The following is a 16,980-nucleotide window of genomic DNA, read 5'->3' as shown; positions in this document are numbered from 1 at the left end:
ATTCTTCATGATTTCTTAACCATTATTTTCGGCTATTTCCCGTCGAAAAGACCGCCCCTGAACCCCTTCTCCTTTACTTTGTTCTTGATTTGTTCTTTTTAAAAAAACGAAGATGAAAACCCCCGTCGCCACAAGGATAAGAGCCGGGACCACTTTTTTGATGCCGCCCCTTTAAAAGACAAACGGGAAAGAGTAGATATTTTAATGCTTCCAATTTCGAGCAGGGCATGCGCGGAACAACCAACTCAAAGGAGAAAAGATCATGAGCAGCATCGATATCGGCATCGGATCAGATGACATGAAAACCATTGCGGAAGGCCTCAAGAACCTGCTTGCGGATTCCTACACCCTTTATCTTCAGACCCATAACTTTCACTGGAACGTGACCGGGCCGCAGTTCCGTGAATTGCACCTGATGTTTGAAGAGCATTACACCGAGCTTGCCACCGCCGTGGACGAAATTGCCGAACGCATTCGCACACTGGGCGTTGCTGCCCCCGGCACCTACAAGGCATTCAACGAGCTTAGCTCCATCAAGGAAGCGGAAGGCGTTCCGGCTGCAACCGACATGATCAAAATCCTGACACAGGGCCACGAACAGGTTGTCAAGACATGCCGCAAGGTCCTGTCCGTCGCGCAAGGCGCGGATGACGAGTCAACGGCTGCGCTTGTCTCTGACCGGATGCGCATTCATGAAAAAACAGCCTGGATGCTGCGCTCTCTCGTATAAACAGACCCGGCAGCCGATATGCTTCGGCTGCCGCCTTTCCCGGCCCCACCTGCAAGACCGCGCTCGCACGATCCCGGGCCTAAGGTTTAGCTCAGGATTTCCTTTCGGTCATGGTGATGACCATGCACTTCTTCCTGTTCCTTGCGGAAGTCCTGCAGAGCCCCCTCAAGGGCCTGCCCCACCAGTTCATCCAGCGCCCGCGCCGTACTGACCCGCCCCATATAGACATAATCCGCCCCGGAACTGTAAATCTCGCGCGCTGTCGCGGGGTTTTCCGCATTGGCGATCACGATTGCCTCCGTGTTCAGCCTTTTCACCGTCTGCACCAGTTTCAGGTTTGAGGTTCCCCGCAGGATGTCATCGGGAATGGTGGCGATAATGATCTTGGCGTTGGAAATACCGGCATGCAGCAGCGTTTCCTCATTGGACAAATCCCCATACCGCACCGTAACACCGGTCTTGCGAATGGCCGGATGCAGTTGGACATTGAAATCAATCACCAGAACCCGCGGCAGGATTTCCGGCCGGTTGATGGCAATCTCATGCAGCAGCGACGACGCCACCCGATGGAAGCCCAGCAACACGATATCATAGGTCCCTTCGCGCTCATCTCCTTGCGCGGACGGCTCCCGAAAGCCCAGCCGTTGCAACCACGGCGCCATGCGGGCATGAATTTTATAGGCATGTCGATACAGGGGCTGCGTCAACAGGGCGGTAATCACAAAGGCGAAAATGATGGCGCTTGAAAATTCGACCGACAAATGCCCCTTCTGCGCCCCCAGATAGGCGATCACCAGACCAAATTCGGAAATCTGGGCAAGACGGATGGACGCCACCTGTGAATGGCGCTGATCCCCCCCGGTGAAGTAAAACAGCGGGAAAAAGATCAACTGCCGGGTCAGCAGGGCAATAAAGGCCAGAACAACCGCGATCTTGATGACGCTGAAATCGGTTACGGGCGGAATACTCATGCCAAGCCCGACAAAGAACAGGATGATGAAGAAGTCCCGCACCACGCCGACCTTGCCCACGATTTCGCGGCTATATGGCAGGGTCGCAATGGTCATCCCGGCAATCAGGGCACTCATCCCCGACCCTACGGACAGGGGCGTCGGAAAATCGAAAACCATGCTGCCCAGATAATCGAGACTACTGCCGATAAAGACGATGCTGAAACACCAGCCAATGGCCCCCACAAAGACCAGTTGCGGCTCTTTCGACAGCCAGCGGAACGCATGGACTACCAGATGCTTTGCCAGTCCGTAGGAAATCGCGGACAGCACGATAATTCCGGCGATTGAGATAAAGATCGGCAGCACTTCGGGCGACTGGAAGTTCGGCTGGATCACGATCACAATGATCGCCCAGATATCCTGAAACACCAAAATGCCCAGCGCGATCCGGCCCGGCTCCGTATCCAGTTCATAATTCTGCTGGAAAAGATTGATCACCAACAGGGTCGAGGAGCCGGCAATGAAAATCCCGAAATACAGGGCATCAAACGGGCCGGTCAGGGTGACGGTCAATCCCCCCCAGACCAACAGCTTTACAAAGGCAAACCCGAACAGAACGCTGAGCGGATATTGCAGGATCCCGGAAATCACGATCATCCGCCCGCTCTTGAAGGTCTTGCGGATATCGATTTCCAGCCCGATCATGAACAAAAGCAGCAAAAAGCCCAACTCGGCGATGGTATCAATATTATCCGGCTCCGTAATCAGGCCAAAACCAACGGGGCCGACCAGAATACCGGCAAGCAGAAAGGCTGCGATACTGGGAATTTTGATCTTCACAAAAAGGATGGCGAGAATACTGGCCGCGAACAGGCTGACACCGATATCATACACCAGCGGTGGCAATTCCCCCCCGGCAGCAGCGGCGTTTCCTGTCAGGCCCACCCACAGGATCATTTGAAGAACAATATTTTTTCCAATGACATACACGCCGGTTCATCCTTTCTGATGCATTAGGAAAGTGATACGCGCCCCAATCCCATTTGTCCACAACCCCGGATCGGATGGCGGATGAATTTAACCTTTTCGCCATATTCAGCCTTGAAACGCCTGAAATTTCGGGCAGACTTGGCAACAAAAAGGAGAAAAACAATGTCATTTAACCCGTTTTCCGATCAGGTGGGCCTTGAATTCATCCCCGCCAATCCGGGAGAAAGCCTTTGCAAACTGCGCCTGACAGAGGCTCATTTCAACCCACATAAGGTTGTTCACGGTGGGGTTCTGTTTACAATGGCGGATACCGGCATGGGAAGCGCCCTCTACCCGACCCTACCGGACGGACAAATCTGCGCAACGATTGAAATCAAAATCAATTATTTCCGCCCCGTTCTGGAAGGGGAAGTGACCTGCCACTCCCGCATTGTCAATCGGGGACGATCCATTGCCAATATTGAATCGGAAATACAGGCAGGCGGCAAACTGGTGGCCAAGGCTAATGGCAGCTTCGCCATATACACACCCCCCACCGCATAACGCAACAGGCACCTGACCTCGGTACGAAGAAGAGCTTTCTGCGGAGAAAGTGCCAGATGGCCTGTAAGCCGGGTTCTGTCCTCGATTACTCGATGGATGACCATTCGTCTAGGACGCCTGTTACCAGACGCCTCAAGCAACCAACCCGGACGGCGGCTCGGAAAACCAGCCTGTACAGCACCCAAGGGCCTGCACCGGCCATCCCTATTTGGTTTTGCTCCCGGTGGGGTTTACCATGCCGCTTCTGTTGCCAGACGCGCGGTGCGCTCTTACCGCACCCTTTCACCCTTACCCGGCTCGAAGGCCGGGCGGTTTGCTCTCTGTGGCACTTTCCCTGGGGTCGCCCCCGCCGGCCATTAACCGGCACCGTATTTCCGTGGAGCCCGGACTTTCCTCTCCCCGGCCCCTAAAGGCCACGCAGCGGTCATCCAGCCATCTGACAGCCCTTCCTTTACGCCTCGCGGCCTGTCAGGTCAAGTGGTCGCGGAGCGCATAAACCAGTCTTTGGGTTTCGTTGTCCGCGATCCCAGAAAGATCACCCGGCCGCCAGTGCCGCTGAAACGCAATCACAACGGACCGCACGCTTTCATCATACTGATCGGTTTTCGGAAGATCATATCCAATGGTGGCAAGGGCCGCAGACAAGGTCGCAACATGACTGCCCTGATCTCCCGGGGACAAAACCGGATAGAGACCGCCCGTCTTTCGGTCCGGCCACAGCCCGACCCCCTTGGCGGCCAGACGCTTCCAGTCAAAAAGCTCGCCCGGATCCTGTTTCCTGTCCGGGGCCAGATCGGAATGACCGATCACATTTTCCGGCCTGATGTCGTGGCGGTCCACCACATCCGCCGCCAGTCTTTCGACGGCGGCCATCTGTTGTTCAGGAAAAGGGGTATAGCCAAATTCATGCCCCGGATTGACAATTTCAATCCCGATGGAGGCGGAATTCACATCCCGCTCGCCCCGCCAGAAGCCAACCCCCGCATGCCATGCCCGAAAGGTTTCCGGGACAAGCTGATAAATATGACCGGCTTCATCCACCAGATAATGGGAACTGACCTCTGATGCGGGATCACACAAGCGTTTCAGGGCCTGATCCATCGTTTTCATGCCCGTGTAATGCAACACCAGCATGGAAGCGATCTTTCCGTCCCGCCTTTCGTTGAAGTTTGGCGACCTGAAACGGCTGTCCCATTCAATCATGATCTGCTCCGTATCCGATCTCAAATTTCCCTTTGACGGGCGATCTGGTCATAGGCGGCATTGATTTTGGCCAGCTTTTCATTTGCCACATCTACAAATTCCTGCGGCAGTCCTTCGGCAATAACCTTGTCGGGGTGGTTTTCACGGATCAGGGTCCGATAGGCTTTCTTCAGGTCCTGATCGGAAATGCCTCTCTCAACCCCCAAAATCCGGTACGGGTCCCGCGCATCCTCGCCGCTGTGATAACTGCGGATCCGATCAAAGTCGCTTTCATTGAACCCGAAGATACTGGCGATATTCTGCAGATAGATATCCTCATCCGGGTGCAGGACACCATCCGCCATGGCAATGGTGAACAGGCCATGCAGCAGGTCTTCCATAACCTCGGGGCTGCCGCGAAACATCCGCTCTACCTGACGGGCATATTCCTCGTAACCGGCGGTGTTCTGGCGCGCCATGTTAAACACGCGCCCCACATTCTTTTCCTCGTTGGGGGGAATACGGAAAACCCGCTTGAAGGCGGTGATCTCGTCCCGCGTCACAACGCCGTCCGCCTTTGCCAGCTTGGCCCCAAGCGCAATGACGGCAATGGTAAAGGCGACCTGTTTCAGGCCGGTTGTATCCTCGGGATTGACCGTGGTGTCTTCGTTATCCTGACGGTACTTGTCCACCACATGACCGGCCAGTCCCCCAACCAAAGCACCCAGTGGTCCGCCCAGTATCAACCCGGCCGCACCCCCAAAAATTTTACCCCAAATCGCCATACAGCTTCTCTTTTTCACAGATATTCCGGTCATACTAACAGGGCCTTTCAGAAACGACCAGACTTCATCGCTGTGACAAATCACCCCATTTCCCGGATTGGCGGGACAAGGCTTTTGTCACTTTTCCGATATATTTTGACATTTCTGCGAGAGATTGCCGAGAATAGCCCTCGTATCATATCCAACCAACCAGTCCCTCTTCTTTATTTGGTCAGAGGTATTTCCGATGAATGTCCGCAAATGGCAGCAACCTGAATTCCTGTTAATGCTTACCGCTGCCGGATGGGGCGCCGGTTTCGCCACCTGGCTTGCCCTTCTGAACAACTTTGCGGTCGATGCCGTGCAGTTCACCGGCCGCGAGATCGGCATCCTGCAATCCTTACGTGAAGTGCCGGGGCTGCTTGCCTTCACCGTAGTTTTCGTTCTGTTGCTGATTTCGGAACAGCGCCTTCTGATGATTTCCCTGCTGGTGTTCGGGATCGGCGTTGCCATTACCGGCCTGTTCCCGTCAGAAATCGGTTTTTACTTGACCACCATCCTGATGTCCGTCGGCTTTCACTATCACGAGACCTTGCGCCAGTCCCTGACCCTGCAACTGGTTTCCAAAGACCGCACCCCCCATGTGATGGGCCAGCAACTGTCGGCACAGGCCTTCGCCTCGCTGGTGGTATATGGCCTGATTTACGGGGCGACAAAATTCGCCGGGATGGAATATGCCACAATCTATGCGGCGGGCGGGGCGGTTTCCATCTTTACCGCACTGGTCTGCTGGGCGGCCTACCCCCGGTTCAAGACCGAGGTGGCGCAAACCAAATCCATTGTGCTGCGGAAACGCTATTGGCTGTATTACGCCCTGACTTTCCTGTCCGGGGCGCGGCGCCAGATTTTCATGGTCTTTGCCGGTTTCATGATGGTGGAAAAATTCGGGTATGCGGTGTCCACCATTACGGCGCTGTATCTTGTGAACCATGCCATCAATATCTTCCTTGCCCCGCGCATTGGCCGCCTGATTTCCCATTGGGGGGAGCGCAAGGCCCTTGTCTTTGAATATGTGGGGCTGATTTTCGTCTTTACGGGCTACGCTTTCGTCCAGAACGCTGAGATGGCCGCGGCCCTGTATGTGATCGACCATCTGTTCTTTGCCTTTGCCATCGGCATCAAAAGCTATTTCCAGAAAATCGCCAATCCGAAGGACATGGCCTCCACCGCCAGCGTCAGTTTCACCATCAACCACATTGCCGCGGTAGTGATCCCCGTAACCTTCGGCCTGCTCTGGCTGGTCTCTCCCGCCAGTGTGTTTCTGGCCGGGGCGGCCATGGCCGCCTGTTCGCTGATCTGTTCCTTCAACATCCCCCGCCATCCCGAGCCCGGCAATGAAACCGTCAAGGGACCGACCTTCCCGGAAGATGACACGCTGGCCAAACCGGCGGCATAAACCGGGCCGCATAACAAAAAAAGGGGGCCTTGCCCCCTTTTTTATTTCTTATCGTCAGTCCCGCTCAATCATCATCATCAATCAGGATACGGTTTGCCGCCCCGTCCAGATCATCATACTGACCCGACCGCAGGCTCCACAAAAAGGCGGCAAGGCCAAGCGCACCCAGAAAAAGGGCGATGGGGATCAGAAAAACAAGGACACTCATTGGGTCTCTCCCTTGCGACGCTCGATCAGGCGCATGGAGTTGAAACACACCACCAGAGACGACGCCGACATGGCAATTGCTGCGAACAGCGGGGTGACAAAGCCTGCGATGGCCAGTGGCACTGCAATGGCGTTGTACAAAAAGGCCAATCCAAAATTCTGGATCACCAGCCGATGTGAGAAACGGGCCACCCGGACCGCCTCCAGAACGGCGCCAAGGCCCCGCCCCTGAAAGACGAAATCCGCTGCTGTCTGGCTGACATCCGCTGCCGTTGACGGCGACATGGACACATGTGCCATGGCCAGCGCCGGGGCATCGTTCAGGCCATCACCGACCATCAATACGGTTCGTCCGGCGGCTTTCAGTTCCTCAAGCCGGGCGGTTTTCTGTTCCGGTTTCACCCCGGCCTGCCAATCGTCAATGCCGATGGTGGCAGCCACTTTTTCCGCCACGGGTGCCCGGTCACCGGACAACAGTTCCACCTGAAGACCCGCTTTTTTCAGGGCCGCAATGGTTTCCACCGCATCATGGCGAAGGCAATCCTCGAACAGGAAGCGGATCGGTTGCCGCCCCGGTTGGGCGAACCACAGCTCCGGCCCCTCTTGGGGGTCATTGGCATCCTTGAAGTCGGCGGGAACCCCGCACCATTCGCGGCTGCCAAGGCGGACCTCGCCGTCTTTCAGGACCACAGACAGGCCCCGCCCCGGATGTTCCGTCACATCCGCCATGGCATGGACGGCACGGCCCCGCCGCGCCACCGCCAAGGCCAAAGGATGCTTGCTGTTTCTGGCAATGCTGGCGGCAAAATCAAGATCGGCCCGGTCAATGCTTTCCTCGTTGATCAGGTCCAAACGTCCCTCGGTCAGGGTTCCGGTCTTGTCAAAGACCACCGTGTCAACCTTGGCAAGACGCTCAAGACCATCGGCGGCCTTCACCAGCACGCCCCGCTGCAGTAGCCGGCCACTGGCCACCACCTGCACGACCGGCACGGCCAGCCCCAGCGCACAAGGACAAGTGATGATCAGAACGGCCACAGCCTGGATCAGCGCGACCTGCCAGTCAAATCCCAAAATCCACCAGCCAACGAAGGTCACCGCCGCCAGAAGATGAACGGCCGGGGCATAATATTCCGCGACCCGGTCGGCAATGCGCACATATTTTGCCCGGCCCTGCTCGGCATTTTCCATCAGGCGGACAATGTCGCTCAGCAAGGTATTGTCACCGGTCTTGATTGCCCGCAAGCGCACCGCACCGTTCAGGTTCAGTGTCCCCGCAAAGACCGCGTCGCCCTTGGCAGCCTCGACCGGCAGGCTTTCACCCGTGACCAGACTGTTATCCACCGCTGTCCGGCCCTCGATGATCTCGCCGTCCACGGGGATACGCTCCCCGGCCGGGACATGCACGATGGTGCCAGGTGTGACCGCTTCCACCGGGATGGACTTGTGCGACCCATCGGGCAGGACAACGGTGGCGGCAACGGCCTTCAGCAGCAGAAGGCGTTCCGCCGCCGAGCGGGCCTTGCCCCGTGCCCGCATGTCCAGATACCGCCCGATCAACAGGAAGAACAGCAGCGTTACCGACGCATCAAAATAGGCATATTCACCGCTTTGGATGGTTTCGGACAGGCTCATGCCCGATGCCAGAACCACCGCCAGCGAAATGGGGACATCCATGTTCAGACGCCCGTTTTTCAAGGCCGCCAGCGCAGACCGGAAGAACGGTTGCCCCGCATAGGCCACCGCCGGCAGCGCAATCAGGGCAGAGAACCAGTGCATCAAATCCCGTGTTGCCGGCCCCATATCCTCCGAGAACAGTCCGGCCCAAACGGCAACGGACAGCAGCATGACGTTGGTGGCGGCAAAACCGGCGACCCCCAGCGCACGCAGGAGTTTTTTCTCCTCTTCTGCGGCAGCAGAGCGCATCATTTCCGGATTATACGGGGTCAGGAAATATCCAAGATCAATCACCGGGCGCACAAGATCAGCCGCGGCCCCGCTTCCGGCCTGCCAGCGAACCAGCAGGCGCCGGGTCGAGAAGTTGACCCGTGCATCCAGAACTCCGTCCAGACTTTTAAGGGCCTTTTCGATAGAGCGGATACAATTGGCGCAATGCATGTTTTCCACAAGCATATGCAGCAGGTTGTTTCCTTCCTCGTCCTGAAACACAAAGGCTTCGGGATCGGCGGCCACAAATGTCTGAAAGTCGGCTTCCGGTCCTTGCGACCGGGCCAGCGCAACAGCCCCACCAGCACAACAGTTGCTCATCATGTCACGGGACCATGCCCCGGTATCCATCTGGTTCGCAATCTGCTGGTCCCGGCCAGCTATTTCACCCATATCCGTTTCTCCAGCCGATAAGGCGTATCATATCCGCCGCCCTCAGCAATCAGGGTCACATCCCACTGCCCTGCAGCCGGGAAGGTATACTCAACAATATAGGTCCCGTTCACGCGTTCGACAGGCAAGGACACATCCAGATCCTCCCGTGCGGGACGGCTGATGGCAAGATCAACCCGGGTAAAGGTCACGGGCCTGCCGGAACTGTTCAGAACATTGAAGGTGAATGTTCCAACAGCCCCCTCCTTGCTTTCAAAGACAAACCCGGCGTGCCAGTCGCGCCGCCGCTGGTCCTCCAGACGGGCGATTTCCTCGTTGTAGTGCAGTCCCCGGTTATAGGAGTCGGAGACCGACAGACCGGAAAAGCTGTTGAGGGCGAAATACACAAACACGCCGTTTACAACAAACATCAGACCAAAAAAGGCGATCAGGATATACAACACATGACGGCCGGTCAGTTCCCTGACCTTAAAACTTCCAAACATTACTTCGGTCCCTTGAAGGAGGTTTCCTGCCGCTCCGTTTCTCCGTTGAAGAGATCCTTGACGACAATGACGATATCCGTGCTGCCATCTTCCACCGCCTCTGCAGGGGCAGAGACGAACAGCTTGACACTGGACAGGCTATCCCCCGGTACAGGCACAATCATCTGACGATGCCGGGGACCTTCGATCTGAAGCCATGCCTCGGACCCTTCCAGTCCCTCAACCGTCACAACGAAACGCCGTGTTTCATGAATTTTGTTGAGAATTTTCACCGTATACCCATTGCGGATATGACCATCGGACAGGGTCACGAACAGCGGGTTCCGGTCGCGGATCACGTTCACATCCAGAACAGAACGGGTCAGCAGCGCATAGAGCATGATACCGCCCACCAGCGCCAGAAGCCCCACATAGGCCAGCGTCCGAGGACGGATGAACTTGACCTTCAGCTTCTTGTTGGCCGCTTTTTCCAGAGATCCCTCATGGGTGTCATAGCTGATCAGGCCCCGCGGCAGGTCGATTTTATCCATCACACTGTCACAGGCATCGATACACAGGGCGCAGGTGATACATTCCAGCTGCAGGCCATCGCGAATATCAATCCCCATGGGGCAGACAGCAACGCACTGCTTACAGTCGATACAATGACCGCGCCCTTCCCAGCTTTCGTTTTTCTTGTGCGGGCCGCGCGGCTCACCCCGATTTCCGTGATAGGTCACGGTCAGGGTTTCCTCGTCCACCATGGCGCCCTGAATACGGGGCCACGGACACATATAGGTGCAGACCTGCTCGCGCATGAACCCACCGAAGGTATAGGTGGTCGCGGTCAGAACAGCGATGGTGCTGTAGGCGATGGGCCGGGCATCTGCGGTCAGAAGATCCTGCAACAGGGTCGGCGCATCGGCGAAATAGAAGACCCAGGCACCACCGGTCAGCAGTCCGATGACAATCCAGATCACGTGTTTTACAAGGCGTTTGGAGAACTTGCCCACGCTCATGGGGGCCTTGTCCAGCTTCAAACGCGCATTCCGGTCCCCTTCCACGGCCCGTTCCACAAAGATGAACAGGTCGGTCCAGACGGTCTGCGGGCAGGAATATCCGCACCAGGCACGACCGAACAGGGCGGTAACAAGGAACAGGGAAATGGCGGCCACGATCAGGATGCCCGTCACATAATAGACTTCCTGGGGCCAGATTTCGATGAAGAAGAAATAAAAGCGTCTGTGTTCAATATCCAGCAGAACCGCCTGATCGGGGGCGCCGGCGCCGCGATCCCAGCGTATCCATGGCGTCACGTAATAAATGGCAAGGGTGATCCCCATGATGATCCATTTGAGTCGCCGAAAGGTTCCCGTTGCCCGCTTGGGCTGAATCTTTTCTCTTTTCTCGAAAAGGTTCCGGTTTTCTTTCTTGTTGACGGCTTTTACATCAACTGTTTCCACGGAAGACTGGTTCACGACTTTTCTCCGCAGGCGGTGGGCCCAAAGCGGCACACCGCCTGTTAAACTCAGACAAGGGTTTTGGCCTCAAAGGGCGGTGTTATTCACCGCCGCCCAGAGAGTGGACATAGAGGCTGATCTGGCGGATTACCGCATCGTCAAGCCTGTCGGTCCAGGCCGGCATAACATTGGCCCGGCCTTTTGAGATTGTCCGAACGATGGTGTCCTTGTCCCCGCCGTAGAACCAGATGGCATCGGTCAGGTTCGGGGCACCAAGCTCGGTGTTTCCTTTGGCATCATCGCCATGACAGGATGAACATTCCGCCGCAAAGACTTCCTTGCCGCGGCCTGCAGCATCCATGTCGCGTCCTTCCTGAGACAGGGACAGGACATATTCAGCCACATCAAGGATCTGGCCACGTTCCAGAATTTCATCTGTCTGGAAGGCAGGCATGTTGCCGATCCGGGTGTCTTCATGGTCAGAACGGATACCAAACTGGACAGTCTGGTAAATCTGTTCAATGGACCCACCCCACAGCCAGTCGTCATCGTTCAGGTTCGGGAAACCGGGGCCGCCCTGTGCACCGGAACCATGACACTGGGAGCAGTTGACCGCAAAGTTGGAACGGCCACCGGCCAGTGCGAACTGATACAGGTCCGCATTGTCCTTGACCTCGGTGATTTCAGTTGCCAGCAGGGCGGCAACCTTGTCAGCCTGCGCCGCTTCCGCGGCACTCAGTTCCTGCTCCAGATTCCCGCGAGAGGAATATCCCAGCATGCCTTTTGTGTGCTCGCTGACCAGCGGCCACGCCGGCATCAGAACCCAGTAGCCGATCGCCCAGACGATCGTGGCATAGAAGGTCCACAGCCACCAGCGGGGCATGGGTGTATCCAGTTCCTTGATACCATCCCATTCGTGGCCGGTCGTATCGACACCCGATACTTCATCTTTCTCAATGTTGGCCATTGTTTGTCTCCTTTTCAAACGGGATATTGGCTGCGTCGTTGAACTTGTCCTTGTTTCTTGGCCACAAGGCATAGGCTACAACGATCACAAACAACCCAAACAGATAGAGCAGACCGTAAGTTTGTGCGAAGGCGGAAACTTCTTGATAACTCATGAATTCCTCCTACCGTTTACTGGTTTCCGGGTCATAAGACGTGAAGTCCACCAAGGTTCCCAGCATCTGCAGATACGCGATCAGCGCATCCAGCTCGGACACCTTGTCTGGGTTCAGGTCGAAATCCCGGACCATGGCCTTTGGATAGCGTTCCATGAACTCATCAACACCATCCGCATCGGGATTGAGCTGGGTCAGCATGTCTTCCGCTGCCTTCTCAATCATCTCGTCCGTATAGGGAACACCGACGGCCCGGTTGGCCTTCAGGTCAGCGGCAATATCGGCCACCCGAAGTTCGGTTTCCGCAAGGAACGGATAACCGGGCATAACGGATTCCGGCACCACTTCCCGAGGATTGCGCATGTGGGTCACATGCCATTCATCGGAATAACGGCCACCGACGCGGGCCAGGTCCGGCCCGGTCCGCTTGGAGCCCCACTGGAACGGATGGTCATACATGCTTTCCGCAGCAAGGCTGTAATGACCATAGCGTTCTGCCTCGTCCCGAAGCGGACGGATCATCTGGCTATGGCAGTTGTAACAGCCCTCGCGGATGTAGATATTCCGCCCCGCAAGCTCCAGCGGCGTATAGGGGCGCATGCCCTTGACCTTTTCGATCGTGCTTTCAAGGTAGAAAAGCGGCGCGATTTCCACGATTCCACCAATAGACACGGTCAGCAAGGTCAGGACCAGCATGAGGATGGAGTTCTTTTCAATGACTTTATGACTGAACATGGCTTATTTCCCCATCGCATATTCGGCGTTGACAACAAGACTGTCGGCCTCTGACTGACGAACATCACCGCGGATGGTCCGCCAGATGTTGTAAGCCATGATGAGGGAGCCGATCACGAACAGCACACCACCCAACGCACGGATGACATAGAACGGGTGCATGGCTTCCACAGTTTCACTGAAGGAATATTCAAGGAAACCGAGAGAGTCATAGGCGCGCCACATCAGACCCTGCAGGATACCGGACACCCACATGGAGGTGATGTACAGCAGGATACCCAGTGTTGAGATCCAGAAGTGCAGGTTCACCAGCTTGTCGGAATAGAGTGATTTACGGTTCCACAGGACCGGTACCAGGAAGTACAGGGCACCGAAGCTGACATAAGCCACCCAGCCAAGCGCACCGGAATGCACGTGACCAACAGTCCAGTCCGTATAGTGGCTGAGAGAGTTCACAGCCTTGATGGACATCAGCGGACCTTCAAAGGTGCTCATGCCATAGAACGCAACGGAGGTTACCAGGAAGCGGATGACCGGATCGGTCCGCAGCTTGTCCCAGGCACCGGACAGGGTCATCAGGCCGTTGATCATGCCACCCCAGGACGGCATCCACAGCATGATGGAGAAGGTCATGCCCAGTGTCTGCGACCAGTCCGGCAGCGCCGTATAGTGCAGATGGTGCGGACCTGCCCAGATATACAGGAAGATCAGGGCCCAGAAGTGAATGATGGACAGACGGTATGAGTAAACCGGACGGTTGGCACGCTTCGGAATGAAGTAATACATGATGCCAAGGAAACCGGCTGTCAGGAAGAAGCCAACAGCATTATGACCGTACCACCACTGTGTCAGGGCATCCTGAACACCGGAGAAGAGAGAATAGCTCTTCGCCCCGGTCAGGCTGACCGGCATGGACAGGTTGTTGACGATATGCAGCATGGCAATCGTTACGATAAAGGCCAGATAGAACCAGTTGGCAACATAGATGTGCTTTTCCTGACGCTTCCACAAGGTGGCCAGGAAGACCAGCAGATACGTGACCCAGACAATCGCCAGCCACAGATCCACATACCATTCCGGCTCTGCATATTCCTTGGACTGGGTGATCCCCAGAACATAACCGGTTGCGGCCAGAACGATAAAGAGCTGATAACCCCAGAACACGAACCACGGTGCATAGTGACCGGCAAGGCGTGTCCGGCAAGTCCGCTGCACCACATGGAAAGACGTGGCCAGAAGGACGTTACCACCAAAGGCAAAGATCACCGCAGACGTGTGAAGCGGACGCAGACGTCCGAAACTTGTCCAGGGAAGATCAAAGTTCAATACAGGAAAAGCAAGTTGCAAGGCGATAAAAAGACCAGCAACAAAACCGATAACCCCCCATAAGGTCGATGCAATAACACCGGCTTTGACGATATCGACGTTGTAGTTGACCCCACCCGGCTCCACGACCACGGCAGGCCGTGAGCTATAGTGCCGGGAAATGAGCGCGAACGCAGCAAGGACAGATGCCCCCAAGAATATCATGCCGTGGATCATCATTCCCTGGTCCTGCGCCTTGGCGGACACCAGAACGCCAACTACGGAACCGATGATCGCGAAGGCTATCCATAACAGATACATACCCATCATCCGTTTAATTATAAGTTTCAATTATACGGGAACGTCGCCAGCCAGCTAAACTGTTGGTCAGCAAGCCGGATTACCCCGAGGGTGACTATTTCCCGTGACCTGAGCAGCTTCATTGATTTCAGTCAAAAAAAACCGTTCAGTATCAGTCTCTATGGTAATTCACTTTGACCGGTCACACAAACATCAAGAGAATAAGTTTGCTATACGGCGCGTGAATGTCGTCCTTTTCCATTTCCAAGATAGGCATCAAAGACAGCGCACACTGTTCGCACCAGATGGCGGCCTGTCTCGGTCACCGTTACCTTCTTCCCCTCAAGCGTGACCAGCCCTTCGTCCCGGAACTCTTGCAGCGCCTCAAGTTCGGGATCGAATATCTCGGTCTTCTGGCCGAAGGTGCCTGCAATCTCGGCCAGATCGACAACCAGATCACACATCAACCGCTCAATCACCATGCGGCGCATCCGGTCATCGGTTGTCACGGCAACGCCCTTTGCCGTCGCGAAGCCGTTATTCAGGACCGACCGCTCATAGTCATGAATGCCAACGGCGTTCTGCACATACCCTTGCGGCAACCGGCCAATGGAAGACGCGCCAATCCCCAGCAGGGTTTCCGCATCATCCGTTGTGTAGCCCTGAAAGTTCCGCTGCAGCGTTCCTTCCTTCAGGGCCATCGCCATGTCATCATCGGGTTTCGCAAAGTGATCAAGGCCGATCTGGACATATCCAAGGCGGGACAGTTCGGCTGCGGCGGCCTCTGCCTGTGCCACCCGCTCTGCGGTGCCCGGCAGGTCCTCGTCCCGGATCATCTTCATATGGGTCTTCATCCACGGCACATGGGCATAGCCGAACAGGGCCACCCGATCCGGCGACAGGGAATGGGACAGCCGCACGGTTTCCTTCACATGATCAACGGTTTGGTGCGGCAGGCCATACATCAGGTCGAAATTGATGCCCTCAATCCCGTTTGCGCGCAGCGCCTCCACCGCATCGCGGGTCACCTCGAAACTCTGGACCCGATTGATGGCTTCCTGAACACACGGGTTGAAATCCTGAACCCCCAGACTGGCCCGGTTGATACCGGCGGTGGCCAGCGCGGCTATTTTCGGGGCATCTGCCGTCCGCGGGTCAATCTCGATCGCCCGCTCGGCCCCTTCTGTGTAATCGAAATGAGAACCGATCAGCTCCATGACGGAGGCAAAATCATCAGAAGACAGGATGGAAGGCGTTCCCCCGCCCCAATGCACATGTGATACCTTGAACCGGGCGGGCAGCGCCTTCACCAGAAGCCGAATTTCAGCGCGAAGCGCGCTCGCATACCCGGCAATCGGCTCATATTTCTGGCTGATCTTGGTATGGCAACCGCAATACCAGCACATGGACCGGCAAAACGGCACATGCAGGTACAGGGACACCGGCACGGACGGGTCCAGTTCCTGCAGCCATGCCCCATAGATTTCCTTGTCAAGAAACGCAGAGAAATGCGGCGCAGTTGGATAGCTTGTATATCTTGGAACCGCAGCTTCCAGTCTGTTTGCAAGACTGACAGTCATGTCTCACCCCTTTCCAATCCCCATGTGAGAAGGATCAGTTCTCGCCGTTGGCCAGCGCCTCAAGCTGATAATAGTCCAGAACCCTTACATTCTGCGCCGTTTCCAGCGCAATCACGTCCTGCTTGCGAAGCTTGGTGAAGGTCCGGCTGACGGTCTCGATGGTCAGGCCCAGATAATCGGCGATATCCGTCCGGCTCATGGGCAGGGAAAGATCAACCGGCTTTGTGTAATCCACCTCGCCTTCCCCTTCGGCCTTCGCGATGCGGCCGATCAGGAAGTTGGAGATTTTTTCAAGCGGTGTCTTGCGACCCAACAGCAGCATGTGGTTCTGAAGGGCGATAACCTCGGTTTCCATCATCTGCAGCAGGCGGGACTTGATGGCGTGGCTTTCTTCCAGTGTTGCTTCCAAATTGGCCACACTGAACTGACAGATCAGGGTATCGCTGATGGCTTCGGCATCGCAGGTATAATGTCCGCTGGCGCTCAAGCCGATAAAATCACCGGTGCTCTTGAAACCCAAAATCTGGCGACGTCCATCATCCATGAAGCGGGACAGGCGGACATCCCCGGACACAACCGTGTAAAAATACTTCGCATCATCGAATTCCGCGAACAGGCTCTGCCCGGCGCTGAATTTCTTGTGGGTGACGAACTTGCCGAATTCCAGAAGCTCATCCCCTTCCAGTTCGGAACAAATCGCCTTTTCGTGTGCATCACAGGATGAACAGAAGTCTGTTGCCTGCCGGTTACCGCGGCCGCAAAAAAACTTCCGCCTCGCAGATTGACTTCCATCAATGATATCGTCGCCCGGTTGGACAAGATTTTGACTGGTAACCAAAGCGTCCAGACTCAT

Annotated in this window: 16 protein-coding genes and 1 other RNA gene; 3 read left to right on the top strand and 14 right to left on the bottom strand. The window is 56.0% G+C overall.

Translation table 11 applies throughout. The annotated features are described in order from the left end of the window. Positions 1-262 precede the first annotated feature (262 nt). Positions 263-730: a Dps family protein gene (locus tag FQB27_RS06135; protein ID WP_169559949.1), complete on the top strand. Its 468-nt coding sequence runs from the start codon at positions 263-265 to the stop codon at positions 728-730. A gap of 86 nt (positions 731-816) precedes the next feature. Here the strand turns inward: FQB27_RS06135 and FQB27_RS06130 are convergent, their stop codons facing one another. Next, positions 817-2,640, bottom strand: coding sequence for a cation:proton antiporter (locus FQB27_RS06130; protein WP_169559948.1), 1,824 nt, complete (start codon positions 2,638-2,640; stop codon positions 817-819). Positions 2,641-2,835: 195 nt separating this feature from the next. Between FQB27_RS06130 and FQB27_RS06125 the strand changes: the two genes are divergently transcribed. Continuing rightward, positions 2,836-3,216 carry a PaaI family thioesterase gene (locus FQB27_RS06125; RefSeq protein ID WP_169559947.1) on the top strand — a complete coding sequence of 127 codons (381 nt, stop codon included), beginning with the start codon at positions 2,836-2,838 and terminating at the stop codon, positions 3,214-3,216. A gap of 48 nt (positions 3,217-3,264) precedes the next feature. Here the strand turns inward: FQB27_RS06125 and rnpB are convergent. The 3 genes from rnpB to FQB27_RS06110 all read right to left on the bottom strand — a co-directional run bounded on the left by rnpB (position 3,265) and on the right by FQB27_RS06110 (position 5,183). Then, an RNA gene (gene rnpB / locus FQB27_RS06120) (RNase P RNA component class A) lies at positions 3,265-3,656 on the bottom strand. A gap of 28 nt (positions 3,657-3,684) precedes the next feature. Then, positions 3,685-4,419 (bottom strand): N-acetylmuramoyl-L-alanine amidase, encoded by a 735-nt coding sequence (locus tag FQB27_RS06115; protein ID WP_169559946.1) that lies wholly within the window; start codon positions 4,417-4,419, stop codon positions 3,685-3,687. A gap of 20 nt (positions 4,420-4,439) precedes the next feature. After that, positions 4,440-5,183 carry a TerB family tellurite resistance protein gene (locus tag FQB27_RS06110; protein ID WP_169559945.1) on the bottom strand — a complete coding sequence of 248 codons (744 nt, stop codon included), beginning with the start codon at positions 5,181-5,183 and terminating at the stop codon, positions 4,440-4,442. A 226-nt stretch (positions 5,184-5,409) separates the two neighbouring features. Here FQB27_RS06110 and FQB27_RS06105 point away from each other — a divergent pair, with 226 nt between their 5' ends. Further along, positions 5,410-6,618, top strand: coding sequence for an MFS transporter (locus FQB27_RS06105; RefSeq protein ID WP_169559944.1), 1,209 nt, complete (start codon positions 5,410-5,412; stop codon positions 6,616-6,618). Between the two features lie 64 nt (positions 6,619-6,682). Here the strand turns inward: FQB27_RS06105 and ccoS are convergent, their stop codons facing one another. From ccoS to FQB27_RS06055, 10 genes are all read right to left on the bottom strand, one after another. Then, positions 6,683-6,826: a cbb3-type cytochrome oxidase assembly protein CcoS gene (gene ccoS / locus FQB27_RS06100; protein WP_169559943.1), complete on the bottom strand. Its 144-nt coding sequence runs from the start codon at positions 6,824-6,826 to the stop codon at positions 6,683-6,685. Next, positions 6,823-9,162: a cation-translocating P-type ATPase gene (locus tag FQB27_RS06095; RefSeq protein WP_206374352.1), complete on the bottom strand. Its 2,340-nt coding sequence runs from the start codon at positions 9,160-9,162 to the stop codon at positions 6,823-6,825. Before FQB27_RS06095 ends, ccoS begins: the two co-directional genes overlap by 4 nt. Then, on the bottom strand, positions 9,150-9,647 hold the full coding sequence (locus FQB27_RS06090; RefSeq protein WP_169559942.1) for a FixH family protein: 498 nt from the start codon (positions 9,645-9,647) through the stop codon (positions 9,150-9,152). The genes FQB27_RS06095 and FQB27_RS06090 overlap by 13 nt, the downstream gene beginning before the upstream one ends. Then, the gene (ccoG, locus tag FQB27_RS06085) at positions 9,647-11,104 is read right to left on the bottom strand and encodes a cytochrome c oxidase accessory protein CcoG (protein WP_169559941.1); all 1,458 of its coding nucleotides are present in this window, start codon (positions 11,102-11,104) and stop codon (positions 9,647-9,649) included. Before ccoG ends, FQB27_RS06090 begins: the two co-directional genes overlap by 1 nt. 82 nt (positions 11,105-11,186) lie before the next feature. Then, complete coding sequence (gene ccoP / locus FQB27_RS06080; RefSeq protein ID WP_169559940.1) at positions 11,187-12,053, bottom strand: cytochrome-c oxidase, cbb3-type subunit III; 867 nt, start codon at positions 12,051-12,053, stop codon at positions 11,187-11,189. Continuing rightward, positions 12,040-12,207 carry a cbb3-type cytochrome c oxidase subunit 3 gene (locus FQB27_RS06075; RefSeq protein WP_169559939.1) on the bottom strand — a complete coding sequence of 56 codons (168 nt, stop codon included), beginning with the start codon at positions 12,205-12,207 and terminating at the stop codon, positions 12,040-12,042. Before FQB27_RS06075 ends, ccoP begins: the two co-directional genes overlap by 14 nt. Before the next feature lie 9 nt (positions 12,208-12,216). Next, the gene (gene ccoO, locus FQB27_RS06070; protein WP_169559938.1) at positions 12,217-12,942 is read right to left on the bottom strand and encodes a cytochrome-c oxidase, cbb3-type subunit II; all 726 of its coding nucleotides are present in this window, start codon (positions 12,940-12,942) and stop codon (positions 12,217-12,219) included. Positions 12,943-12,945: 3 nt separating this feature from the next. Further along, positions 12,946-14,568 carry a cytochrome-c oxidase, cbb3-type subunit I gene (gene ccoN / locus FQB27_RS06065; protein ID WP_240953341.1) on the bottom strand — a complete coding sequence of 541 codons (1,623 nt, stop codon included), beginning with the start codon at positions 14,566-14,568 and terminating at the stop codon, positions 12,946-12,948. Between the two features lie 209 nt (positions 14,569-14,777). After that, on the bottom strand, positions 14,778-16,127 hold the full coding sequence (gene hemN, locus FQB27_RS06060; RefSeq protein ID WP_169559936.1) for an oxygen-independent coproporphyrinogen III oxidase: 1,350 nt from the start codon (positions 16,125-16,127) through the stop codon (positions 14,778-14,780). Between the two features lie 34 nt (positions 16,128-16,161). Continuing rightward, entirely contained in the window at positions 16,162-16,980 is an 819-nt protein-coding gene (locus FQB27_RS06055; RefSeq protein WP_169559935.1) for a cyclic nucleotide-binding domain-containing protein, read from the bottom strand.

The sequence above is a fragment of the Sneathiella chinensis genome, from assembly GCF_012720115.1.
GTDB lineage: Bacteria > Pseudomonadota > Alphaproteobacteria > Sneathiellales > Sneathiellaceae > Sneathiella > Sneathiella chinensis.
The sequence above is the reverse complement of the archived record's forward strand: the minus strand, read 5'-3'. Positions and strand labels throughout refer to the sequence as shown.

Excerpts from the sequence above, each read along its gene's own strand:
- FQB27_RS06055 (WP_169559935.1), bottom strand. The coding sequence starts at position 16,980 with ATGAGTCTGGACGCTTTGGTTACCAGTCAAAATCTTGTCCAACCGGGC.
- ccoO (WP_169559938.1), bottom strand. The coding sequence starts at position 12,942 with ATGTTCAGTCATAAAGTCATTGAAAAGAACTCCATCCTCATGCTGGTC.
- FQB27_RS06125 (WP_169559947.1), top strand. The coding sequence starts at position 2,836 with ATGTCATTTAACCCGTTTTCCGATCAGGTGGGCCTTGAATTCATCCCC.
- FQB27_RS06135 (WP_169559949.1), top strand. The coding sequence starts at position 263 with ATGAGCAGCATCGATATCGGCATCGGATCAGATGACATGAAAACCATT.
- FQB27_RS06115 (WP_169559946.1), bottom strand. The coding sequence starts at position 4,419 with ATGATTGAATGGGACAGCCGTTTCAGGTCGCCAAACTTCAACGAAAGG.
- FQB27_RS06105 (WP_169559944.1), top strand. The coding sequence starts at position 5,410 with ATGAATGTCCGCAAATGGCAGCAACCTGAATTCCTGTTAATGCTTACC.
- FQB27_RS06130 (WP_169559948.1), bottom strand. The coding sequence starts at position 2,640 with ATGATCCTGTGGGTGGGCCTGACAGGAAACGCCGCTGCTGCCGGGGGG.
- FQB27_RS06110 (WP_169559945.1), bottom strand. The coding sequence starts at position 5,183 with ATGGCGATTTGGGGTAAAATTTTTGGGGGTGCGGCCGGGTTGATACTG.
- FQB27_RS06075 (WP_169559939.1), bottom strand. The coding sequence starts at position 12,207 with ATGAGTTATCAAGAAGTTTCCGCCTTCGCACAAACTTACGGTCTGCTC.
- FQB27_RS06090 (WP_169559942.1), bottom strand. The coding sequence starts at position 9,647 with ATGTTTGGAAGTTTTAAGGTCAGGGAACTGACCGGCCGTCATGTGTTG.
- FQB27_RS06095 (WP_206374352.1), bottom strand. The coding sequence starts at position 9,162 with ATGGGTGAAATAGCTGGCCGGGACCAGCAGATTGCGAACCAGATGGAT.
- ccoP (WP_169559940.1), bottom strand. The coding sequence starts at position 12,053 with ATGGCCAACATTGAGAAAGATGAAGTATCGGGTGTCGATACGACCGGC.
- hemN (WP_169559936.1), bottom strand. The coding sequence starts at position 16,127 with ATGACTGTCAGTCTTGCAAACAGACTGGAAGCTGCGGTTCCAAGATAT.
- ccoS (WP_169559943.1), bottom strand. The coding sequence starts at position 6,826 with ATGAGTGTCCTTGTTTTTCTGATCCCCATCGCCCTTTTTCTGGGTGCG.
- ccoN (WP_240953341.1), bottom strand. The coding sequence starts at position 14,568 with ATGTATCTGTTATGGATAGCCTTCGCGATCATCGGTTCCGTAGTTGGC.